Origin of the sequence: Bradyrhizobium sp. SBR1B, from assembly GCF_014198205.1 — a bacterium.
Lineage (GTDB): Bacteria > Pseudomonadota > Alphaproteobacteria > Rhizobiales > Xanthobacteraceae > Bradyrhizobium.
The window spans coordinates 405,782-427,333 of record NZ_JACIHC010000004.1; the positions used below are offsets into that span (position 1 = coordinate 405,782).

Annotated in this window: 24 protein-coding genes; 11 read left to right on the plus strand and 13 right to left on the minus strand. The window is 64.6% G+C overall.

What is annotated here, in order from left to right:
- Nucleotides 1–70 precede the first annotated feature (70 nt).
- Nucleotides 71–298: a DUF2171 domain-containing protein gene (locus GGD61_RS13580; protein WP_018323146.1), complete on the plus strand. Its 228-nt coding sequence runs from the start codon at nucleotides 71–73 to the stop codon at nucleotides 296–298.
- A gap of 140 nt (nucleotides 299–438) precedes the next feature.
- Here GGD61_RS13580 and GGD61_RS13585 read toward each other — a convergent pair whose 3' ends face one another.
- A complete protein-coding gene (locus GGD61_RS13585; protein ID WP_018323145.1) occupies nucleotides 439–657 on the minus strand; it encodes a hypothetical protein in 219 nt (72 codons plus the stop codon).
- Nucleotides 658–1,356: 699 nt separating this feature from the next.
- Here GGD61_RS13585 and GGD61_RS13590 point away from each other — a divergent pair.
- Complete coding sequence (locus GGD61_RS13590; protein WP_018323143.1) at nucleotides 1,357–1,515, plus strand: hypothetical protein; 159 nt, start codon at nucleotides 1,357–1,359, stop codon at nucleotides 1,513–1,515.
- A gap of 454 nt (nucleotides 1,516–1,969) precedes the next feature.
- Here GGD61_RS13590 and GGD61_RS13595 read toward each other — a convergent pair whose 3' ends face one another.
- The 3 genes from GGD61_RS13595 to GGD61_RS13605 all read right to left on the minus strand — a co-directional run bounded on the left by GGD61_RS13595 (nucleotide 1,970) and on the right by GGD61_RS13605 (nucleotide 3,474).
- Nucleotides 1,970–2,764, minus strand: coding sequence for a hypothetical protein (locus GGD61_RS13595; protein ID WP_092258370.1), 795 nt, complete (start codon nucleotides 2,762–2,764; stop codon nucleotides 1,970–1,972).
- Nucleotides 2,765–2,939: 175 nt separating this feature from the next.
- On the minus strand, nucleotides 2,940–3,158 hold the full coding sequence (locus tag GGD61_RS13600; RefSeq protein ID WP_092258373.1) for a hypothetical protein: 219 nt from the start codon (nucleotides 3,156–3,158) through the stop codon (nucleotides 2,940–2,942).
- A gap of 79 nt (nucleotides 3,159–3,237) precedes the next feature.
- Nucleotides 3,238–3,474, minus strand: coding sequence for a hypothetical protein (locus GGD61_RS13605; RefSeq protein WP_026202882.1), 237 nt, complete (start codon nucleotides 3,472–3,474; stop codon nucleotides 3,238–3,240).
- A 265-nt stretch (nucleotides 3,475–3,739) separates the two neighbouring features.
- On the opposite strand from GGD61_RS13605, the gene GGD61_RS13610 reads away from it, so the two are divergent.
- Nucleotides 3,740–4,087 carry a DUF6481 family protein gene (locus tag GGD61_RS13610; protein ID WP_018323139.1) on the plus strand — a complete coding sequence of 116 codons (348 nt, stop codon included), beginning with the start codon at nucleotides 3,740–3,742 and terminating at the stop codon, nucleotides 4,085–4,087.
- 109 nt (nucleotides 4,088–4,196) lie between these two features.
- Here GGD61_RS13610 and GGD61_RS13615 read toward each other — a convergent pair whose 3' ends face one another.
- On the minus strand, nucleotides 4,197–4,442 hold the full coding sequence (locus GGD61_RS13615) for a pentapeptide MXKDX repeat protein (RefSeq protein WP_018323138.1): 246 nt from the start codon (nucleotides 4,440–4,442) through the stop codon (nucleotides 4,197–4,199).
- A gap of 336 nt (nucleotides 4,443–4,778) precedes the next feature.
- Here GGD61_RS13615 and dctP point away from each other — a divergent pair, with 336 nt between their 5' ends.
- The 3 genes from dctP to GGD61_RS13630 are packed head-to-tail and all read left to right on the plus strand — an operon-like array spanning nucleotide 4,779 to nucleotide 7,707.
- Nucleotides 4,779–5,801 (plus strand): TRAP transporter substrate-binding protein DctP, encoded by a 1,023-nt coding sequence (gene dctP / locus GGD61_RS13620; RefSeq protein WP_018323137.1) that lies wholly within the window; start codon nucleotides 4,779–4,781, stop codon nucleotides 5,799–5,801.
- The gene (locus GGD61_RS13625) at nucleotides 5,798–6,352 is read left to right on the plus strand and encodes a TRAP transporter small permease (RefSeq protein ID WP_092258376.1); all 555 of its coding nucleotides are present in this window, start codon (nucleotides 5,798–5,800) and stop codon (nucleotides 6,350–6,352) included. The genes dctP and GGD61_RS13625 overlap by 4 nt, the downstream gene beginning before the upstream one ends.
- Nucleotides 6,349–7,707 (plus strand): TRAP transporter large permease, encoded by a 1,359-nt coding sequence (locus GGD61_RS13630; RefSeq protein ID WP_018323135.1) that lies wholly within the window; start codon nucleotides 6,349–6,351, stop codon nucleotides 7,705–7,707. The genes GGD61_RS13625 and GGD61_RS13630 overlap by 4 nt, the downstream gene beginning before the upstream one ends.
- 105 nt (nucleotides 7,708–7,812) lie before the next feature.
- Here the strand turns inward: GGD61_RS13630 and GGD61_RS13635 are convergent, their stop codons facing one another.
- Nucleotides 7,813–8,505 carry a GntR family transcriptional regulator gene (locus tag GGD61_RS13635; protein WP_092258379.1) on the minus strand — a complete coding sequence of 231 codons (693 nt, stop codon included), beginning with the start codon at nucleotides 8,503–8,505 and terminating at the stop codon, nucleotides 7,813–7,815.
- A 216-nt stretch (nucleotides 8,506–8,721) separates the two neighbouring features.
- Here GGD61_RS13635 and GGD61_RS13640 point away from each other — a divergent pair, with 216 nt between their 5' ends.
- The 4 genes from GGD61_RS13640 to GGD61_RS13655 all read left to right on the plus strand — a co-directional run bounded on the left by GGD61_RS13640 (nucleotide 8,722) and on the right by GGD61_RS13655 (nucleotide 12,619).
- A complete protein-coding gene (locus GGD61_RS13640; protein WP_177237187.1) occupies nucleotides 8,722–9,345 on the plus strand; it encodes a TRAP transporter small permease in 624 nt (207 codons plus the stop codon).
- Nucleotides 9,345–10,610 (plus strand): TRAP transporter large permease, encoded by a 1,266-nt coding sequence (locus GGD61_RS13645; protein WP_028144739.1) that lies wholly within the window; start codon nucleotides 9,345–9,347, stop codon nucleotides 10,608–10,610. Before GGD61_RS13640 ends, GGD61_RS13645 begins: the two co-directional genes overlap by 1 nt.
- A gap of 24 nt (nucleotides 10,611–10,634) precedes the next feature.
- Nucleotides 10,635–11,618 carry a TRAP transporter substrate-binding protein gene (locus GGD61_RS13650; protein ID WP_092258382.1) on the plus strand — a complete coding sequence of 328 codons (984 nt, stop codon included), beginning with the start codon at nucleotides 10,635–10,637 and terminating at the stop codon, nucleotides 11,616–11,618.
- Nucleotides 11,619–11,692: 74 nt separating this feature from the next.
- A complete protein-coding gene (locus GGD61_RS13655; RefSeq protein ID WP_028144741.1) occupies nucleotides 11,693–12,619 on the plus strand; it encodes a dihydrodipicolinate synthase family protein in 927 nt (308 codons plus the stop codon).
- Between the two features lie 168 nt (nucleotides 12,620–12,787).
- Here GGD61_RS13655 and GGD61_RS13660 read toward each other — a convergent pair whose 3' ends face one another.
- Genes GGD61_RS13660 through GGD61_RS13675 form a run of 4 tightly spaced genes read right to left on the minus strand, consistent with a single transcriptional unit; the run spans nucleotide 12,788 to nucleotide 18,465 of the window.
- Nucleotides 12,788–13,699, minus strand: a complete 912-nt coding sequence (locus GGD61_RS13660; RefSeq protein ID WP_092258385.1) for a hydroxymethylglutaryl-CoA lyase — start codon at nucleotides 13,697–13,699, stop codon at nucleotides 12,788–12,790.
- 1 nt (nucleotide 13,700) lies between these two features.
- The gene (locus GGD61_RS13665) at nucleotides 13,701–15,704 is read right to left on the minus strand and encodes an acetyl/propionyl/methylcrotonyl-CoA carboxylase subunit alpha (protein ID WP_177237188.1); all 2,004 of its coding nucleotides are present in this window, start codon (nucleotides 15,702–15,704) and stop codon (nucleotides 13,701–13,703) included.
- 4 nt (nucleotides 15,705–15,708) lie between these two features.
- On the minus strand, nucleotides 15,709–17,313 hold the full coding sequence (locus GGD61_RS13670; protein ID WP_018323127.1) for a carboxyl transferase domain-containing protein: 1,605 nt from the start codon (nucleotides 17,311–17,313) through the stop codon (nucleotides 15,709–15,711).
- A gap of 24 nt (nucleotides 17,314–17,337) precedes the next feature.
- Nucleotides 17,338–18,465: an isovaleryl-CoA dehydrogenase gene (locus tag GGD61_RS13675; protein WP_085964294.1), complete on the minus strand. Its 1,128-nt coding sequence runs from the start codon at nucleotides 18,463–18,465 to the stop codon at nucleotides 17,338–17,340.
- Nucleotides 18,466–18,633: 168 nt separating this feature from the next.
- On the opposite strand from GGD61_RS13675, the gene GGD61_RS13680 reads away from it, so the two are divergent.
- Nucleotides 18,634–19,662, plus strand: coding sequence for an AraC family transcriptional regulator (locus GGD61_RS13680; RefSeq protein ID WP_092258391.1), 1,029 nt, complete (start codon nucleotides 18,634–18,636; stop codon nucleotides 19,660–19,662).
- Nucleotides 19,663–19,751: 89 nt separating this feature from the next.
- Here the strand turns inward: GGD61_RS13680 and GGD61_RS13685 are convergent, their stop codons facing one another.
- The 3 genes from GGD61_RS13685 to GGD61_RS13695 all read right to left on the minus strand — a co-directional run bounded on the left by GGD61_RS13685 (nucleotide 19,752) and on the right by GGD61_RS13695 (nucleotide 21,363).
- Nucleotides 19,752–20,045, minus strand: coding sequence for a DUF3551 domain-containing protein (locus GGD61_RS13685; protein ID WP_092258394.1), 294 nt, complete (start codon nucleotides 20,043–20,045; stop codon nucleotides 19,752–19,754).
- A 243-nt stretch (nucleotides 20,046–20,288) separates the two neighbouring features.
- Nucleotides 20,289–20,780: an Lrp/AsnC family transcriptional regulator gene (locus GGD61_RS13690; protein ID WP_018323124.1), complete on the minus strand. Its 492-nt coding sequence runs from the start codon at nucleotides 20,778–20,780 to the stop codon at nucleotides 20,289–20,291.
- Nucleotides 20,781–21,057: 277 nt separating this feature from the next.
- Nucleotides 21,058–21,363, minus strand: a complete 306-nt coding sequence (locus tag GGD61_RS13695) for an ETC complex I subunit (RefSeq protein WP_092258396.1) — start codon at nucleotides 21,361–21,363, stop codon at nucleotides 21,058–21,060.
- Nucleotides 21,364–21,552 lie beyond the last annotated feature (189 nt).

Genomic DNA, 21,552 nt, shown 5'->3' on the forward strand with positions numbered 1-21,552 from the left:
CTTGGGTCCAACGCGCGCCCGCTGCAACGAACGTCCATCCTGGCCGTTGAGACGGTGCAAGGAGGACAACATGTCTGAGATCAGAGAGCACATGAAGATCATCGGCAAGGACGGCGCACATGTCGGCACGGTCGACCGCGTCGAGGGCAATCGCATCAAGCTGACGCGGAAGGACAGCCCGGAAGGTCACAAGGACCATCATCACTACATCGACACGAAATATGTGGGTGCCGTCGAAGGCGATGTCGTCAAGCTCTCAATGAATGCCGACGCCGTGCCGAAGACGGAAGCCGCCTGAACATTGAGCCCCTTCGGGGGGCTTTTTGTTTGTTCACGATCCGACTCCGCTTCGTTCCAAAAGCACGAATCGTAATCGCAAAATCGGCGCTGCGCTTTTCTTAACATCGCGTTTCGTCGGATCGATCACGTAGCCATCGATCACGTAGCCATGGGCACGAGCGTCGGCCGCAGCAGGTACGCGTCGATCGCAGCGTTCGACAACAACAGCCTGCGGCGCTCTCCTCGCAGCATCAACCGATCGATCCGGTTCAAGATGAAGCGAGCGGAGTCCTCGTGTTCGCCTGTGAGCAGGCCGGATCGGTCGAGATATTTCCAGGCAATGTCGAAGGACTGTGCGCGTAACTCAGGGTCGGTCATGGACGGCCAACGTCCGCGGGGAACGGAGGTTCCTGAGCGTGAGCGAGGCGTTGCCCCGCGCAACGCCAGGCGTATCAAGCAGAGCACAACAAAATGAGCAGCGGCGTGGAACGAGATCACGACCTGGACGTTGGATGGCTTGAAATCAGGTGGTGCCGACCTGCCAGCCCCGGTCGGCTTTGAAGAGCCCCGTGCTTGTCCCCCGAGCACGGGGCTTTCTCATGCAGATCAACCTATCGGCCGGGCTCGGCCCGTCATCGTCTGACGCGAAATTCCCCTGCGTTTGCCTTCAGTCCGCCCGCTCGTCGCGCCGCTCGCGGGCCAGCTCGTGCCAGGCCAGCGCCAACTGGATCAGCCGTTGCCGATCGGCGCCTTCCGATGCCGCGGCCCGCTTCATCGCGGCCTCCGCTTCGTGCTGTGGGTCGTACTTGGTACACATGAGACCGACTCTAGCCGGCCATCTGGACAAGCCCATGGCAATTTCGTCCGTATGATTGCGGGGTAACGTCGCGTCTGCCGGACTGAGGCAAACGGCCGGCACGACTGCTTCACTGCATGCATGCGCCGATTGCGAAGCCATTTGGCTGGGCTTTCATCCAGGCGATCTGTGAATTGTGTCACAGTCAGCGACCTGCATCTCGGTTAGACCATATCTCGACGCTCCAGCAGCCCGCGAAGGCATCGATGGTATTTCCCGTCATGACACAAGAAGCAGCAGCTCCGGCCAACGTCCCGACGCAACGACAAAGGACCGACCTGCTCGGCATCGCCTATCTCGGGACCATCGGCATCGTGATGCTGGCCTGGATCGCCGGCCTGGTCTGGGGCGCGATTGCGTTCTTCAACTGGCTCGTGTGACGCAGGCCGATCCGTCGCGCTGGCGAGCAAGGCTCGCGGCAGCGATCGTGCGCTAAAGCATGATCCGGAAACGTGCGAAGCGGTTTTCCGGAAAGAGCATGCGCAAACAACAACCGAAAGAGCGATGACGATTCATCCAAATCTCATCGCGCTTTAGAACAGGCAGTGCACCACCTGCCCCAGCTTGATCCCGCCGCAAACGATCATGGCCCAAAGCGCCAGGCTGATCTGGATTGCATCCAGCATGTCCCACGTCCCCGCGAATCGTTTTCCCAACGTTTTTTCTTTTGAGAATCGCGTGAAGCGGCACCGGGAGCCAGTGCTATTTTGAGGCAATTGTTGTGCGCCGCCGAATGTCGCGCCGACATACGCATCGAGACAATCGGTTGACGGCACCAGAACAAAAGAGGCGGGCTTTCGCCCGCCTCTTTCAGGTCAGGATGCGACCTCTGCCTTAGCGGCACGCCCGCGGATCGGTCGCCACGTACTGCCCGTCCGGATAGCGGTAGTAGCAATTGCCCTGCGCCCAGTAGTAGCCGGGCTGAGAGGCGGCGGTGGCACCGGCGATGGCTCCGGTCGCGCCGCCGAGAACCGCGCCCGCGGCAGCCCCTGTGGCGTTACCCGAGATCAGTCCGCCCAGCACGCCGCCGACGATGGCGCCGCCAAGCGCGCTCGCGCCGGGATCAGCCGGCGGCGGCGGAGGTGGCGGTGCATAGGCGACCGGAGGCGGCGGCGGGGCATAGGCCACCGGCACGTCGTCGTAATACTCCTCGGAGATGTAGGCGGGCGGACCGGCCATCCGCTGCGGATAATAATACCAGACGCCGCCAACGTCCCACCACCAGCCGGAGCGGCCGTTGTGGACTTCGTGGCGCCAGCGCCCACCGTCCCAGGAGCGATTGCCACGATAGGCCTGTCCGCCCCAGTCGCGCGTCGGAGCGGGACCACGGGCGACATGGCGTCCTGGCGGCGGACCGCCGGCGCCATGCGGACCGGGACCAGCATGAGGCTGGCCACCGGGCTGCGGCGCGGGTCGGGCCGCCTGCTGCGGCGCCGGGCCCCTGCGCATGTTCTGACCGTCCGGAGGCGGTGCCCCTGCGCCCGGGCGGGCCGGAGGCTGGCCGGCGTCCCTTGGTAGCCTTGCGTCCCTCGACGACGGCCCGGCGTCCTGGGCCTGTGCCGAAAGCGCGAGCAACGACGTGGCCGAAACCAGGGAAATGATGATCTTCATGCGGCTGGACGCACTCATGCGTGCTTGACCCCTACTCTCTCGAATGCCGTGGTGCCTGGCGCGATAGACGATTCGGATCGCGCTCGGCTTGATGCCGGCTGACATAGCTGACCTGCTTTGGTCAGCTATGTCGCGTTACAAATGGTTAAGATCACGGCATTTTTTCGGCTCGACGGGCCGTGCTGGACCGCTTCTAGCGGGCCGGCTCGATCACGTTGCAATTGCTCCGCCCGGACATCAGGCAGTCCTGCATCTTGCTGGCCGCGGTGAGGTCCCGCGCGAGCCACCAGCCGACACCGAGGATCAGGATCGCGATGATCAAGCCGGCGATCGCGCCACGGCGGTTATCACCGGGTTGGGATTTCGGCTTTTCGCCCCGTTCGGGCTTGGACTCAAGCTTGGACGTGGACATGGCTACCTACCGCGCGGGCGTGCCGGCTTACCACCTCTGCGACGTCCCGTCACATCCCGATCAGCCCAGTTCGTCGGGTTCAGCCTCGGGTCGCCCGGATCGCATCCTTGCGCGAGGTTTCGACCGCCGGGATCGCCTGTTGGAGCCGCGGTGCACAGGTCGTGAGCACGAACGCGGTCTGGGTGCATTCCCAGTCGGCACCCAGGACGGCACTCTCGATGGGCTGCGGACGAGCGAGCAGCAGCGCCGCGCCGGCAACGGCTATCAGGGCCAAGGCGATTGCGAGCGCCTTTTGGTGGAAGCGGAAGAACGTCATGCCCGTGCTCCGTCTCGTATCGGGGCGGACGCTAGGCGTCGCCCGCGTGCTCCCTTATGAGGGACATCACAATTCGGCAGTTTTTCCAAGCTACGAGATCGTCGGGGCGGCGATTTTTCGTCTACCTGATCGGCTGCGATTATGGGTGGCTTCGCGACGCGCGCCGATGTACACGCTTCTGCGTCGCGTGGCGCCCGCTATGCCCAGCCGACGTACCAACACGCAGTGATGTAGGGCTGAAAGTGAGGAAGACAAGGTTCGTTCGATGAGTGGATTCAGGGAACCAGGCTTCTCCGACCGACAAAAGGCGGCGCAGGAAGCACGCAAAAATCTTTTGAACAAATTCAAGTCGCAGCCCGGTCACGACGATCCGGCGGTCGCGGCACGACGCGCCGAGCGCGAGGCCCTCGCGGCCAAGCGCGCCGAGACAAAGGCAGCGCGCGAGGCCGAAAAGGCCGAGCAGAAGCGTATCGCGGAAGAGGCCGCAGCGGCAGAGGCGGCCCGGATCGCCCGCGAGGCGGAGGAAGCGATCGCCAAGCAGGCTGAAATCGAGGCCGAGCAGAAGGCCAAGCGCGACGCCCGCTACGCCGCCCGCAAGGCCAAGCGCAAGTAGCATTCCCGGTCGCGTTCAACTGAAGTTGAACTGACTATTCCGGGGCGGTCGACGTGACCGCCCCTGGGTTTTCGACGCACGTCCGTCTGCTGCGGACGACAGTCGAAGATCAGTTCTTCTTCATCATCCCGTCGTCCTTCTTCATCCCGTCCTTCGACATGTGATCCTTCTTCATGCCGTCGTCCTTGGACATGGTGTCCTTCTTCATCATGCCGTCCTTGGACATCGTGTCCTTTTTCATCATGCCGTCATCCTTGCCCATCTTGTCCTGAGCAAAGGCGGCCGGCGCGAGCGCGAGGCCGAGCGAGAGAGCGGCAGCGGAGACGCCGAGCACGATACGGGTGCGAATGGTCATGGATCATCTTTCCTTCGAGATGGTGTTTGTCAGCGACGGACGCCGCTATTCAATCTCGACGGATGGACGCCCCGCATTGTTACCTCGCCGCGAGATAAATTTTTGACGAGCCTGCTGCGATCCGCCGTTCTAGGCAGGCCGGGGCCTGCGGTGGAAAGCGGATGTGTGCAGCGCAGCACGGTCACCACCCCCTTGCCGCGGCATTCGGTCTCGAACTATCAGATGAGAGAATATCGGGTGAAAGACCGGCTAGGATGGGCCTACGTGCCGGTCAGATGACCCGCCCAAATCACGCCAACAAGAACCGTTCGAAGAAACGCTCAGAGGGATCACACCATGCTCACGCGCCGCCATCTGCTCGCGACCGCGGTCGCCGCACCCGCCATTCTCCGCTTCGGCACCGGCACCGCGCAGGCCGCGACCACGCTGAAGATCTCGCACCAGTTCCCGGGCGGCACCATCGACAAGGGTGATTTCCGGGACCGGCTTTGCCGTATGTTCGCTGCTGAAGTCGCTAAGCGCAGCAACGGCGACATCGCCGCCGAGATCTATCCGAACTCTTCGCTGATCAAGACCAACGCGCAGTTCTCCGCGATGCGCAAGGGCGCGCTCGACATCAGCCTCTATCCGATGCCCTACGCCGGCGGCGAGCTGCCGGAGACCAATATCGGCCTGATGCCCGGCCTCGTGACCACCTACGACCAGGGCCTGCGCTGGAAGAAGGAGCCGGTCGGCAAGGCGCTGACCGACTTCCTCGCCGACAAGGGCATCATCCTGCTCTCCTGGGTGTGGCAGGCCGGCGGCGTCGCCAGCCGCTCCAAGCCGATCGTCGCGCCGGAAGATGCCAAGGGCCTGAAGGTACGCGGCGGCTCGCGCGAGATGGACATGGTGCTGCAGACCGCCGGCGCCTCGGTGCTGTCGGTGCCCTCGAACGAAATCTACGCGGCGATGCAGACCGGCGCCTGCGATGCCGGCATCACCTCCTCGACCAGCCTGATCTCGTTCCGTCTGGAAGAGGTCGCAAAGTCCCTGACCTCGGGCGCGGGTGCCTCCTACTGGTTCATGCTCGAGCCGCTGATGATGTCGAAGGCGATCTTCGACAAGCTGCCGAAGAACCAGCAGGACATCCTGCTCGCGGTCGGCACCGAGCTCGAGGCATTCGGCCGCAAGGGCGCGCAGGACGACGACGTCGAGGTCGCCAAGGTCTACGAGAAGGCCGGCGCCAAGGTCTCGGTGCTCGACGCCGCGACCGTCGGCAAGTGGCGTGACATCGCCCGCGACACCGCCTGGAAGGACTACAGCGCCAAGACCGCGACCTCGGCGAACCTGCTCAAGCTCGCCATCGACGTCGCCGCATGAGCCATGGTCCGCTTCCGGATCGTGACGATCAAACCATCGCTGCCGCAGGGACCGGCCTTGCGGCGGCGATCGATCGCGGTCTTGCCATCCTCAACAGCATCATCGTCGTGTTCGCCGCGATCGCACTGGTCGCGGCCTGCGCCATCCTGAGCTACAGCGTGCTCAGCCGCGCCTTGTTCAAGGCCGCCAATTACTGGCAGGACGAGGCCGCCGTGTTCCTGCTGGTCGGCGCGACCTTCATGACGGCCGCCTATGTGCAGCAGAACCGCGGCCATATCGGCATCGAGGCCTTTGTCGGCCTGCTCTCGCCGCTCGCGAACCGGATCAGGCTCTGGCTGGTCGACGCCTTCACGTTCCTGTTCTGCGCCTTCTTCACCTGGAAGTCCTGGACGCTGGCCCATGAGGCCTATGTCGACGGCCAGGTCTCCAACTCGATGTGGTCGCCGCCGCTCGCCATTCCCTATTCGCTGATGGCGTTCGGCATGAGCCTGCTCTGCATCCAGATCCTCGTGCAGCTTGCGCTGCCGTTTACCGGAGCCAAGCGTTCATGAGCGTGTTCGGTATCGGCGTTGCCTACGGCGTTGCGACGCTGCTCGTGATGTTCTCGGGCATGCCCATTGCGTTCGCGCTCGGCGCGGTCGCGGTCGTGTTCATGGGCATCTACATGCCGGCGGCGTCCCTCGATACGGTGACGCAAAACGTCTACGAGGAAATGGCCTCGATCACGCTGTTGTCGATCCCGCTCTTCATCCTGAAGGGCGCCGCGATCGGCAAGTCGCGCGCCGGCCAGGATCTCTATTCGGCCCTGCATGCCTGGCTGCATCGCGTGCCCGGCGGGCTCGGCGTCGCCAACGTTTTCGCCTGCGCGCTGTTCGCGGCGATGGCGGGCTCCTCGCCTGCGACTTGCTCGGCGATCGGTTCGGCCGGCATCCCCGAGATGCGCAAGCGCGGCTATTCCGGCGGCTTTGCCGCAGGCATCATCGCTGCCGGCGGCACGCTCGGCATCCTGCTGCCGCCTTCGATCACCATGATCCTGTTCGCGGTCGCCGCCGAAAAATCGCTCGGACGGCTCTTCCTCGCCGGCATCGGACCGGGCCTGCTGCTGGTCTCGCTGTTCGGCGCCTACGCCGTGATCCGCTTCCGTCAGGAATACGCCGCCGCAGAAGCGATCTACAAGAACGGCGGCCCGGAAGCGGCGATCCTCGCCCGCGACGAATACACGCTCGCCGAACGCTTCAGCGTGCTGCCGCGGGTGATTCCATTCGTGCTGCTGCTCACCGGCGTCATGATCGCGCTCTATGGCGGCTACGCCACGCCGTCAGAGACCGCCGGCCTCGGCGGCCTGCTGGCGCTGGCGCTCATCGCTGCGATCTACAGCGTGTGGCGGCCGAGCGACCTTGCGCCCATCATGAAGTCGACGATCCGGGAATCGACCATGCTGATGATGATCATCGGCATGTCGCTGCTTTATTCCTACGTGATGAGCTATCTGCACATCTCGCAATCGGTCGCCGAATCCATCGTCGCGATGCACCTGCCGCGCTGGGAGCTGCTGTTCGCGATCCTCGTCATGGTCGTCGTGCTCGGCTTCTTCCTGCCGCCGGTCTCGATCATCCTGATGACGGCGCCGATCATTCTGCCACCGCTGCGTGCCGCGAATTTCGATATCATCTGGTTCGGCGTGGTGATGACCATCGTGATGGAGATGGGGCTGATCCACCCGCCGGTCGGCCTCAACATCTTCGTCATCCGCAACGTCGCACCGGACATTCCCCTGCGCGAGGTAATCTGGGGCACGCTGCCGTTCGTGCTGCTGATGATGCTGGCAGTGCTGCTGCTGTGCTTCTTTCCGGCGATTTCGACCGGGCTGCCGGATCTGGTGATGGGGCCGGACGGGAGCAGGTAACGGCAATCACGGCGGCCGTAGGGTGGGCAAAGCGAAGCGTGCCCACCATTCGCGATTGCGGTCACGGAGAGATGGTGGGCACGGCGCTACGCGCCTTTGCCTACCCTACGACTGCTCTTTCCGTCGCACCTTCGGCGCGACCACGCTGCCGGCCACCACCTGCAATAGATCCTTGCGCACGGCTTCGATGTGCCGCTCCAGGAAGCGGCAGGCTTCCTCGACCTTCTGTGCGCGGCAGAGCGCGATCATATGGGCGTGCTCCTTTTCGGCCGTCCCCATCGCTTTGGTGTTGGAGAGCTGCAGCCGAGTGTAGCGGTCGCTGGTCTGGAGCAGCGACAGCACGATCGCCCGCGTGCGCGGCTGCGGAGCGTGAACGTAAAGCGCCATGTGGAAGTCGGCGTTGAGCTGTCCCCATTCACTGACGTTCTTCGCCTTGATCGCCTTCTCGAAGCGCTTGTGGATGTCGTCGAGCCCGTCGAAATCGTCAGCGCTGAAACGCGGCGCCGACTGCGCCAGCAGCCGCGGCTCCAGGATGCAGCGCAGATCGAACACGTCGTTGATCTCGTCCAGCGACAGCTCCGAGACGATGGCGCCCTTCTGCGGCACGATCCGCACCAGGCCTTCAGCCTCGAGCTGGAATAGCGCCTCGCGGACAGGAATGCGGCTGACGCCATAGGCCTCGCCAAGCGCATCCTGCCGCAACTGTGATCCGGCCCGATAAGTACCGTCGAGGATCGCCTGCCTGAGCTGGTCGACGATCGCGGCCGACAGGGTGCGATGCTTCAGAGGCTGTTTCATCTGACCTTCTGTTGTCCTTCCCGACTCGTCCGGCCGAAGCGGTCTCTCTCTTGCATGTCGGGCGCTCCAGCAAAAGCCGGGCGTCCCACAAAGCAGCGTGCCCAGCAAAAGCGCGGCCTGCCGCAGAAATGACCGCAATCTCCGTTTGACACCCAAATTGTATAAATTATACATTTGTCGATAGCACGACAATTTTCGGGGTGTGGGGCCTCTTTCATGATCGAGCAGACGATCCCGGCCAGCCGCGCGTTCAGCGTTCGACGGATGGTCATTCGCGCCTCCAGCGCCCTGCTCGCCGTGGAGCGCCTGGCGCTGATGGGCCTGATGTACGTGCTGACCGGCCTGATCCTGGTGAACGTCGTCACCCGCTACGCGCGCTTTCCGATCTACTGGATCGATGAATCCGCTGTTTATTGCGTGGTCTGGCTGACCTTCATCGGCGCCTCCGCGATGACGCGGCTGCGGCTCGACTTCGCGGTCACCATGCTGACGGAGCGTCTTTCGGCGCGACACCAGAAGATCGCAAAGGTGATCTCGACTGGCCTCGTCGTGGTGTTCGGCGCCGCCCTGATCGTCACCTGCGTGCTCTGGATGGATCCGATCGGCCTTGCCCGCGCCGGCTTCGACGGGCGCAAGCTCGCGGCCGAAACCTTCAACTTCCTCTACACCGAGCACACCCAGACGCTGAACTGGCCGACCTGGGTGCTCTACCTGACGCTGCCGATCTTCGCGGTGTCGATGACCGTTCACGGCCTCGCCAATTTGCTGGAAGATCTCGGGCTGGTGCCGCGCATGCCGCCAAAGGGCTTCCAGCTCTCCGAGCTCGACGGGGTCAACTGATGATCACGTCGGCGGCCTTTATGGTTTTCATGCTGGTCGGCGTGCCGATCGGCCTCTGCCTGTGCCTCGCCGGCCTCGTCTACATTGCGGCATCCGGCAATCCCGTGCTGTTCCAGTCCTATCCGCTGCAGCTGTTCGGCGGCGTCGACAGCTACGGCCTGATCGCGATTCCCCTCTTCATCCTGATCGGCGAGATCATGAATGGCGGCGGCATCACACGGCGCATCGTCGACATGGCGATGGCCTTCGTCGGCTCGCTCAAAGGCGGGCTCGCCTACGTCAACATCCTCGCCAATATGTTCATCTCCTCGATCCTGGGATCGGCGACCGCGCAGGTCGCGATCATGGCCCAGATCATGGTGCCGGAGATGGAGAAGAAGGGTTACGACAAGACGTTTGCGGCGGGGCTGACCGCTTATGGCGGCATGCTCGGCCCCATCATCCCGCCCTCGGTGATGTTCGTGGTCTACAGCGTGCTCGCGCAGGTCTCGGTCAGCGACATGCTGATCGCAGGCATCGTGCCGGGCGTCATCCTCACCGTGATGTTCTGCCTCGTCATTGCCCTGATGGGCTATGTCTACAATTATCCGCGCGCGGATTATCAGACGCCGCGCCAGCGCGTCATGACGATCCTGCGGACGTCGCCGACGCTGCTGATCCCGGTCGTCATCGTCGGCACGATTCTGAGCGGTCTCGCCAATGCGACGGAATCCGCCGCGGTCGGCGCTGTGGCCGCCGCACTCGTCGGAAAATACTGGACCAGGGAGTTCGAGTTCTCGCAGCTGCCGCAGATGATGCTGCGCAGCGCGATCTATTCGGCGATCGTGCTGTTCCTGGTCGCGGCCGCCGCGGTGTTCTCCTGGGTCCTGATCTTCGGCAAGGTGCCGCAGGAGACGGCTGCCTGGATCCAGACGGCCGCCAAAGACCCGGTCAGCTTCATGCTGATCTGCAACGTCATCCTGCTTGTGATCGGCACTGTCATCGACGGCATTCCCGGCCTGATCATGACGGTGCCAATCCTGCTGCCTGTTGCGACCGAGGTCTATCACATCGATCCCCGGCATTTCGGCGTCGTGGTGGTGATCAATCTCGTGCTCGGCCTGCTGTCGCCGCCGGTCGGGCTCTGCTTTTTCGTCGCGGCCGCCGTCACCGGCGCCAAGCCCGGCAAGATGTTCATGGTGACGCTGCCCTTCTTCGTCATCTCCTGCGTCCTGCTGGTGCTGCTCTCGCTCTATCCGTCGCTCTCGCTGATCCTCATCAAATAGGCCCGTTCAAAAGGAAGCCCGACCATGCCGCTTACACGCCGCCGCTTTCTCGCCACCAGTGCCGCCGCATCGGTGTTCGCACCGTCGCTGGCGCTCGCCCAGGCCAAGGAATTCCGCCTCGGCCTGATCACTCCGAACGGCCATTCCTGGAACAAGGCCGCGCTAAAATTCGGTGACGATCTCAAGGCCGCAACCAACGGCCGCCTGACACTGACCGTGTTCCACTCCGGCCAGCTCGGCAACGAGCCCGCGATGATGCAGCAATTGCAATCCGGCGCGCTCGACATGGGCTTCATCCAGGCCGCCGAGCTCGGCTCGCGCGTGCCGCACATCGCCGCGATCAACGCGCCCTACATCGTGCGCTCGACGCCGGCGGTGGCGAAATTCGTGCGGCATCCGGCGGCAGTGAAGCTGTTCGAGGTGCTGCCGCAGGAGACCGGCACCATCGGCCTCGGCTGGGGCATCACCGGCATGCGCGCGGTGTTCTCGTCGAAGGATTTGACGACGCTCGCCGACATCAAGGGCATGAAGCTGCGCATCAACCCGACGCCGGTCTATCGTGATTTCTATTCGTCCCTCGGCGCAGCGCCGACACCGATCCCGACGCCGCAGGTGTTCGACGCGATGGCCAACGGCCAGGTCGACGGCCTCGAGGCCGATCTCGAATTCTCCTGGAACCAACGCTTCGACAAGGTCTCCAAGGTGATCCTGCAGATGAATGCCGTCTTCATGCCGATGGCGGCCGTCGTTTCCGGCCGGGTCTGGCAGTCGCTCCCCGCTGCCGACCGCGAGCTGATCGCCAAGACTGTCAAGGCGACTCTGGATGCGCAGATCGACGAACTCGCCGGCAACGAGCCCGCGCTGATCGAGAATTTCAAGAACGCGCCGATCCCAATCCGCCAGGTCCCGGCGGGCGACACCGAGGCCGTCATCGCCGAATTCGACAAGATCTGGCTGCCCAAGGCACCGGTTCTCGCCGAGCTGCGCAAGGTCGGCGCGACGCTCTGATCGCACCCGCCATCCTCTTCACCGCGCCCGGCGGATCCAGCCCCCCGCCGGCAATCTTACCTGGAGTCAAATCAATGAGCCGCCGCGTTTCCTGGGAAGGCGTCTTCCCGGCCGTCACCACCCAATTCCACGACGATCTCTCGCTCGACATCGATGCAACCGCGAAAGTGATGGATGGGTTGATCCGCGACGGCGTCTCGGGCCTGATCGTCTGCGGCTCGGTCGGCGAGAACACCTCGCTGGAGCGCAAGGAGAAGGTCGCGATCATGGAGACGGCGAAGTCGGTCGCCGCCGGCCGCGTGCCCGTATTGTGCGGCATCGCCGAATTTACCACGGCGTTTGCGGTCGAGACGGCGAAGGAAGCCGCGCGCGTCGGCATCGACGGCGTGATGGTGATGCCGGCCCTGGTCTATTCGTCCAAGCCGCACGAGACCGCGGCGCATTTCCGCGCCGTCGCCTCCGCGACCGACCTGCCCGTGATGCTCTACAACAATCCGCCGATCTACAAGAACGACGTCACCCCGGACATTCTCGCCACGCTCGCCGACGTCGAGACCGTGGTCTGCTTCAAGGATTCGTCCGGAGACACGCGGCGCTTCATCGACACCAGGAACATGGTGGGTGACCGCTTCGTGCTGTTCGCAGGCCTCGACGACGTCATCGTCGAGAGCATCGCCATGGGCGCCGTGGGCTGGGTCTCCGGCATGTCGAACGCCTTCCCGCGCGAAGGCGAGACGCTGTTCCGTTTGGCCAAGGCCGGCCGCCTCGCTGAGGCTATGCCGATCTACGAATGGTTCATGCCGCTGCTGCATCTCGATGCGCGCCCCGACCTCGTCCAGTGCATCAAGCTGTGCGAGCACATCATGGGCCGCGGCACCGCGCTGACCCGCCCGCCGCGCCTCGCGCTGCTGCCGCAGGAGAAGGCCGAGGTCGAGGCCATGATGGCCAAGGCGCTGAAGAGCCGGCCGCGCCTGCCGGATGTGGGTCTGAAGGCTGCGTGAAAGCAGGTCCCGTAGTCTAGTAGGGTGGGCAAAGCGACTTGTCCGCCGTAGCTCGAAGAGCGAAGGCGGAAGCGTGCCCACCACCTGTCTCGATCATAAAAAGATGGTGGGCACGGCGCTAGGCGCCTTTGCCCACCCTACGGCACCTGCGCTTACAATGGCGAAGACCTACGAAGCCGCCCGCTTCTTCTTCGCATTCAGCGCGGACGCCACCCGGCTCACCGGCGGCTTGCCCAGCACGCGGCTCATCTCGTTCGTCGCGGCCAGCAGCTTGTCCATGTCGATGCCGGTCCTGACGCCCATGCCCTCGAGCATGTAGACGACGTCCTCGGTCGCGACATTGCCGGTCGCTCCCGGCGCGTAGGGGCAGCCGCCGAGGCCGCCGGCGGCAGCGTCGATGACGCGGACGCCCTCCTCCAGGCCGGCATAGAGATTGGCGAGCGCCTGTCCGTAGGTGTCGTGGAAATGCATTGCGAGATTGGCGGCGGGAATGTTGGCGGCAACCGCGCGCAGCATCGCCTTGGCCTTTTCAGGCGTGCCGACGCCGATGGTGTCGCCGAGGGAGACCTCGTAGCAGCCGAGATCCCACAGCGTCTTGGCGAGATCCGCGACGGCCTTCGGTTTGATTTCACCGTCGAACGGACAGCCGAGCACGCAGGAGATATAGCCGCGCACCTTGACGCCATCAGCCTTGGCACGAGCCAGCACCGGCTTGAACCGATCGATGGACTCCGCAACGGTGCAATTGATGTTGGCGCGAGAAAATCCCTCGGAGGCCGCGGCGAACACCGAGACCACTCTCGCGCCCGCGGCGCGCGCTGCGTCATAGCCCTTCTCGTTGGGCACCAGCACGTGGAATTCGGCGCCCTTGATGTGGTTCACGCCGCGCAGCACGGCATCCGAGCTCGCCATTTGCGGGATCGCCTTGGGCGAGACGAACGCCCCGACCTCGACCGTATCGAGCCCGGCCGCGACCAGCGCCTCGACGAAGGCGATACGGGCTTCGACGCTGACGGGCGTCTTCTCGTTCTGGAGGCCGTCGCGCGGCCCCATTTCGATGATGCGGACGGGGTCGCTCATGTCACTCTCCCGCAGGTTCGACCACCGCGAGCTCGACGCCCTCCTGCACGATGTCGCCGACCTTGCACTTGATGGACTTCAAGACGCCGGCATAGGGCGCGCGCAGCGTCTGCTCCATCTTCATCACTTCCAGCGTCAGGATCGGCGCGCCCTTCTCGAGCTTGGCCCCCTCCTCGGCCAGCACGGCGACGACGGTGCCCGGCAGCGGCGCCGCGATCTTGTCCTCGCCGATATGCTCCTCGCTCTCGCCGCCGAACGGATCGACCCAATGCAGGTCGAAGCGGCCGTTGCGCGTGCGCAGGTAAAGCTCATGGCCGGCGACGACCGCGGCGACCGACGATTTGACGCCGTCAAGCGTCAGGTCGAAGCCGCCGTCGCGCGGCGCGATCGCAAATGCCAATTCGCGTTCGCCGATGATCAGCGTCGACGGACCGCTGCCGTAGTTCAGCACGATCTTCTGCTCGGGCCCGTGCCCGACACGAAAGGCAAAGCTGCGCTGGCGGCGGCCGACCGGCTGCCAGCCAAAGGTCCGCCAGGGCGAATTCGCCTCCGCCTGCGCCGCCTGTCGTTCGTCGCTGATAATAGCGGCCACCGCGGCGCACAGCTCGAGCTCACCCGGCGCCGGCGCGGCCTGTGTCAGCACCGCCAGCTCACGCTCGATGAAGCCGGTGTCGATCGCATTCGTCCGTACCTTCGGATGCGTCATCAGCGCCGACAGGAACGGGATGTTGGTGACGATGCCGCGGACGTCGGACTCTTCCAGCCCGCGGTTCAGGCGCTCGATCGCAACGTCCCGCGTTGGCGCCCATGCGATCATCTTTGCGAGCATGGCGTCGTAATACGGCGAGACGCTATCGCCCTCGCGGTAGCCGGCGTCGATGCGCAGGCCACCGGTCTCGGCGGGCAGCCGCCAGGTCGAGATCCTGCCGACCGACGGCATGAAGTTCTTGGTCGGATTCTCCGCGTAGACGCGCGCCTCGACCGCGTGGCCGTTGAGCTTGATCTCGTCCTGCTTCAACGGCAGCGCCTCGCCGAAGGCGACGCGCAGCTGCCATTCGACGAGGTCGACGCCTGATATCAGCTCGGTCACGGGATGCTCGACCTGCAGACGCGTGTTCATCTCGATGAAGAAAACGTCCTTGCCGTCGGAGACGAACTCGATGGTGCCGGCACCGACATAGTTCACCGCGCCTGCGGCCTTTCGCGCGGCGGCACAAACCGCCTCGCGCTGCGCTGGATTGAGCGTCGGCGACGGCGCCTCCTCGATCACCTTCTGGTGCCGGCGCTGCAACGTGCATTCGCGCTCGAACAGCGAGAGCAGATTGCCGTGGCTGTCGCCGATGATCTGCACCTCGATATGCCGGGGATTGTCGACATATTTCTCGATCAGCATGCGGTCGTCGCCGAACGCGGCCTTGGCCTCTCGCTTGGCGCTGACGATCGCGGGCGCAAGCTCATCGGCCGAGCGCACGATCCGCATGCCGCGGCCGCCGCCGCCGGCGGAGGCCTTCACCAGGATGGGAAAGCCGATCTTGTCGGCCGCCTTCGAAAGCGTCGCCTCGTCCTGGGCCTCGCCGTGATAGCCCGGCACCAGCGGCACGCCGGCCTTCTCCATCAGCTCTTTCGAGCCGGACTTCGAGCCCATCGCCGTCATCATCCCGGCGGTCGGGCCGACGAACACCAGCCCTGCATCGAAGCAGGCCCGTGCGAATTCGGCATTCTCCGACAGGAAGCCGTAGCCGGGATGCACGGCCTCGGCGCCGGTCTTGCGCGCGGCCTCGATCAGCCGCTCGACATTGAGATAGCTGTCGCGGGCCCGCGCCGGCCCGAGCAGCACGGCCTCGTCGGCGAGCGCGACATGCATCGCATCGCGATCGGCCTCGGAATAGACCGCGACCGTGCGCAGGCCCATGGCGCGTGCGGTGCGGATGACGCGGCAGGCGATCTCGCCGCGGTTGGCGATCAGGAGGGTGCGAAAACGGCGGTAGAGCTTTGAGCGGTCCATCGCATCACATCCTGAACAGGCCGAATTTTGTCGGCTCGATCGGCGCATTCGACGCCGCCGAGAGGCCAAGGCCGAGCACGAGGCGAGTATCGGCCGGGTCGATGACGCCGTCGTCCCACAGCCGCGCCGTGGCATAATATGGGTGCCCCTGGCTCTCATATTGCGCGCGGATGGGCTCGCGGAATTTGTCTTCCTCTTCCTTCGACCAGCTATCGCCCTTGGCCTCGATATTGTCGCGGCGGACCTGGCTCAGCACCATCGAGGCCTGCTCGCCGCCCATCACCGAGATGCGCGCGTTCGGCCACATCCAGAGGAAGCGCGGTGAGTACGCCCGGCCGCACATGCCGTAATTGCCGGCGCCGTAGGAGCCGCCGATCACCACGGTGAATTTCGGCACCGAGGCGGTCGCGACCGCCGTCACCAGCTTGGCGCCGTCGCGCGCGATGCCGCCGGCCTCGTATTTCTTGCCGACCATGAAGCCAGTGATGTTCTGCAGGAACACCAGGGGAATGCCGCGTTGGCAGCACAGCTCGATGAAATGAGCGCCTTTCAGTGAACTCTCACTAAAGAGAATGCCGTTGTTGGCGATGATGCCGACCGGATAGCCCCAGATATGGGCGAAGCCGCAGACCAGCGTCGTGCCGTAGAGCTTCTTGAATTCGTCAAACTCGGAGCCATCCACGACGCGCGCGATGATGTCGCGCACGTCGAACGGCTTTCTGCCGTCGACCGGCACCACGCCGTAAATCTCCTCCGCAGCAAACAGCGGCTCACGCGCCGGATGCATATTGAGGTTCGGCCGCACCGACGGCTTCAGCGTGCCGACGATGCGCCGGGCGATGCCGATCGCGTGCGCATCGTTCTGTGCGTAATGGTCCGTCACGCCCGACTGGCGCGAATGCACGTCGGCGCCGCCGAGCTCCTCGGCGCTGACGACCTCGCCGGTCGCGGCCTTCACCAGCGGCGGGCCGCCGAGGAAGATGGTGCCTTGGTTGCGCACGATGATGCTCTCGTCCGACATCGCGGGGACATAGGCGCCGCCGGCGGTGCAGGAGCCCATCACGATCGCGATCTGCGGAATGCCCTGGGAGGACATCTGCGCCTGGTTGTAGAAGATGCGGCCGAAATGCCGCTCGTCCGGGAAGATCTCATCCTGCAGCGGCAGGAAGGCGCCGCCGGAATCGACCATGTAGACGCAGGGCAGATTGTTCTGCCGCGCCACGTCCTGCGCACGCAGATGCTTCTTCACGGTCATGGGGTAATAGGTGCCACCCTTGATCGTGGCGTCGTTGGCGACGATCATGCATTCGCGCCCCGAAATGCGCCCCACGCCCGTCACGACGCTCGCCGAATGCACATCGCCGCCATAGAGGCCGTAGGCCGCGAGCGGTGACAGCTCCAGGAACGAGGTGCCGGGATCGACCAGGAGGTCGACGCGCTCGCGTGCCAGCATCTTGCCGCGCGAGGTGTGGCGGTTGCGCGAGACCTCGCCGCCACCGCCGGCGACCTGGCTGAGCTTTTCACGCAAGTCCGCGACCAGGGTGCGCATCGCCTCGGAATTGCGCGCAAAGTCGGATGAAGACGGATCGATGCTGGAATGGAGCGGCATGTTGATTCCAATGAGTGAAGGTTTTTAAGCCGTCTCGGACATCAGTTCGCGGCCGATCAGCATGCGGCGAACTTCGGACGTCCCCGCGCCGATCTCGTACAGCTTGGCGTCGCGCCACAGACGCCCCACAGGGAATTCGCTGGTATAGCCGACGCCGCCGAGCGCCTGGATCGCCTCGCCGGCCATCCACGTTGCCTTCTCCGCGGAATAGAGGATCGCCGCGGCCGCATCCTTGCGCAAGCTGCGGGCGTGGTCGGCGCGGTCGCAAGCGCGTCCCACCGCATAGACATAGGCGCGCGTGGCCTGCCACGTCGCGTACATGTCGGCGAGCTTGCCCTGCATCAGCTGGAAATCGCCGATCGGCTGGCCGAACTGCTTGCGCTCGTGCATGTAGGGCACGACCGCGTCCATGCACGCCGCCATGATCCCGAGCGGGCCGCCCGACAGCACCGCGCGCTCATAGTCGAGGCCGGACATCAGCACCTTGACGCCCTCACCCACCTTGCCCATCACATTCTCCTCCGGCACCTCGCAATCGTCGAAGAACAAGGGATAGGTGTTGGAGCCGCGCATGCCGAGCTTGTCGAGATGCTGGCCGTGGGTGAAACCCTTGAAGCCCTTCTCGACGAGGAAAGCCGTCATGCCGCGCGGGCCGGCCTCCGGATCGGTCTTGGCGTAGACCACCAGCACGTCGGCGTCGCCGCCATTGGTGATCCACATCTTCGAGCCGTTGAGGACGTAGCGGTCGCCGCGCTTGTCGGCGCGCAGCTTCATCGAGACCACGTCGGAGCCGGCGCCCGGCTCGGACATCGCGAGCGCGCCGACATAGTCGCCGGAGATCAGCTTCGGCAAATAGCGCTGGCGCTGCGCGTCATTGCCGTTGCGGCGGATCTGGTTGACGCAGAGGTTGGAATGGGCGCCGTAGGACAGCCCCACGGCAGCGGAGCCGCGCGAAATCTCCTCCATGGCGACGATGTGGGCGAGATAGCCCATGTTCGAGCCGCCATATTGCTCCGGCGCGGTCATGCCGAGCAGGCCAAGGTCGCCGAAGCGCTTCCAGAGGTCTGCGGGGAACAGATTGGCCTTCTCGATGTCGGCCGCGCGCGGGGTGATCTCGGCCTCCACGAAGGCGCGAAGCGTGTCGCGCAACATGCCGACGTCTTCGCCCAGATCGAAGTCGATGCTCGGGATGTTCAAGGCGATTCCTCCGTATTTTGGGGACCGAACCTAGCGGGGTCAGGGCCCTCTTGCGGTCGAAAAGGTTGCATTTTCCGCCAAACTTGGCGAGGATTTTCCCGAGAGAATTTCCAAAGGTTCGCAATGCCCTTTCAAGCCGCAACCGCGATCCCGCGCCGCGCCGTCACCCCCGCCGCCTTCGTGCGGGGCGTGGTTGCCGCCTATGCGCGATACGGACGGGATCCGGCCGAGGCGTTGCAGCGGGGTCAGGTAGCGCCAGACCTTGTCAATTCTCCGGACGGGCGGGTCACGGCCGCCCAGTTCGAGGCCCTGGCGGGCCATGCCATGCGCGAGCTCGACGACGAGGCGCTCGGCTGGTTCTCGCGCCGCCTGCCCTTCGGCACCTACGGCATGCTGTGCCGCGCCTCGATCACAGCGCCTACGCTGGAGGTGGCGCTCAAGCGCTGGTGCCGGCATCACCGCCTGCTCACCGAGGACGTGCTGCTCGATCTCGAGCTCAGTGAGGAGACCGCCGTGGTCTCCATCCGGGAGCTGCGCGATCTCGGGCCCTTACGCGAATTCTGCCTGGTCACCCTGCTCCGCTACGTGCTCGGCTTCTCCTGCTGGGCCGTCGATTCCCAGATCGCGCTCCGCGCGGCGGAGTTCCCGTACGCGGAGCCCGGCCATGTCTCGGTCTATCCGACCATCTTTTGCCGGACCGTCCGCTTCGATGCGGACCGCGCCGCTATCATCTTCGACAAGCATTATCTCTCGCTGCCGCTGACGCGCAGCGCCGCCGATCTCGACAACATGCTCAAGGGCGCGCTCAGGCTGACCGTGCTGCCTTATCGGCGCGACCGGCTGCTGGTCGAGCGTGTCCGCCGCGTGCTCCGCAATGCGCGCGGACGCAGTCTTGGTGCCGAGGACGTCGCGAGCGAGCTTGCGCTCTCCACCCGCACCATGCACCGGCGCCTGCGCGAGGAGGCCACCTCGTTGCGCGATCTCAAGGAAGAGGCAAAATTCGAACTGGCAAAACAGGAGCTGATGCGAGGCCGCACGCCGATCAAACGCATCGCCGAGATCGCGGGCTTCCGCAACGAGAAGAGCTTTTCCCGCGCCTTCCGCACCTGGACCGGTGCCTCGCCGCGCGAGTTTCGCGGCCGGTATCGCTGAGACACGCCCGCTGTCGCATCACTGTCATGAATTTGCGGCCTCCAAGATGAACTCTCGGAGGCCGCAGTTTCGAAACCCGTCTTCAGGCGTTAATTCGAGTTGGTCTGCGCGCCCGGGCGAAGCTTGGTGCGCGACTGCTTCGGCTGATAGGCCAGCGCGTCGTTCGAGGTCTTCGCGCCGCCGCTCTGCGAGCAGGTGCCCCCGATCCCGCCCGCCGCAGCCCGGCAGGCTTCCATCGTCGGATAGCCGCAGCCATGAGCGGCCTGGGCGCCGTTGGTGATGCAGTACTCTTCCGCCTGCGCGGCGGGTGCGGTCATCATGAGAAACGCCGATGCAAACAGCGTCGCAGCGGATGCGACAATCGTCTTCGAGGTCGAGGTCATGGTGTCTTGTCCAGCTTCAGGGGTCCCACAAAAGAGTCCTCAGGATGCGACGCAGGCTGAGGTTCACCCCTTGCATCTAGGCGGCGCACCGAGACCGGCAATCACGTCTCAGCGCATCGCAGGACTTCCAAAATCACATGTCACAGTTATGTGAGTTAATCAGCATTATAGTGCTGACGTCGAAGACACGTAGCGCGGTCCGATTTTTCGCGATCGTGGAGTAACGGCGCCTGGAGCGTTCCCCTATCCCGCCGATACCGCCGCGACGTCCTGCAGAGGCAGCGGCACATCCTTCGCGACGCCCAACACCGGAAAGCTGCGGACGTTCTTCACGTCAGGCATTGCCGCGAAATGCAGCAGCTGCTGGCGCATGCTCTCGACGCTCGGCGCCACGCATCTCAGGAGATAGTCGGTGTCGCCCGAAATCCGCCAGCATTGCTGGATGCGCGGGATCGCAGCGATCGAGCTCTCGAACGCCTCCAGCACCGGCTGGGCCTGGCTGCCGAGCTGGATCGAGACGAACGAGACCACCTCATAGCCGAGCCGCCGCTCGTCGATGACGGCCCGCACCGCCCGGATCACGCCGCGGCTGAACAGCGATTTCAGCCGTCGCAGGCAGTTGGGCGCGGACACGCCGACGCGCAGCGCCAGCTCGTTGTTGCGGATACGCCCGTCCTGCTGCAGCTCGGATAATATCTTCAGATCGACGCCGTCGAGCTGGTCACGCCCCGCCATACCCCACCCCGTCGTGGTCCCGATGTCAGGACCAGCGAAGCACGTGGCGGAATTGGTGCCAAGGGTCCGAACCCGGGGCGCGGCGCTATGGCGTTCGGGAGGAATGCCTCCACGACCGTCATGGCCGGGTTGACCCGGCGATCCACGTTCGTTCACGCCCACCCAAAACGTGGATGCCCGGGCCTCTGCCTCGCCGAAGCGACTTCGGCCGCGCAGGCGGGACGAGCCCGGGCATGACGAGAACATCACGTCGTTTGAAGTCGAAGCAGCCGCCTTCTCAATGCGTCCAGGGCTCGCCGCGACGGAACGAGAAGTTGTCGGCATAGGCGACTGGGCGGCGGATTGAATCCTGCGGTTCGATCACCTGGTAGGCGATGCCCTTGCGCTCGCAATAGGCGACCGCCTCTTCCTTGCTGTGGAAGCGCAGCGTGATCTGCTGCTTCATGTCGCCCGACGAGGTCCAGCCCATCAGCGGCTCGACCGCGCGGGGCTGCTCCGGCTCGTAGTCGAGCTGCCATTCCTTCGCCTTGGACCGGCCGGATTGCATCGCGTTCTTGGCGGGTTTGAAAATGCGTGCGGTCATTGGCGGTCCGGCCTCTTCGTCTTTTCGTTCGATTTCGATGCGTCACGGTAGCAGTTGGTGGAAACCTCAGGGATAGTATACAGACACCGACTGGGAACTGATCGGTGATTCCGGCCCCGGGCACCCCTCACCACCGGTATAGTCATTATGCTGCACCGTGACAATTGCGTACCCACCTTTCGCGCTGGG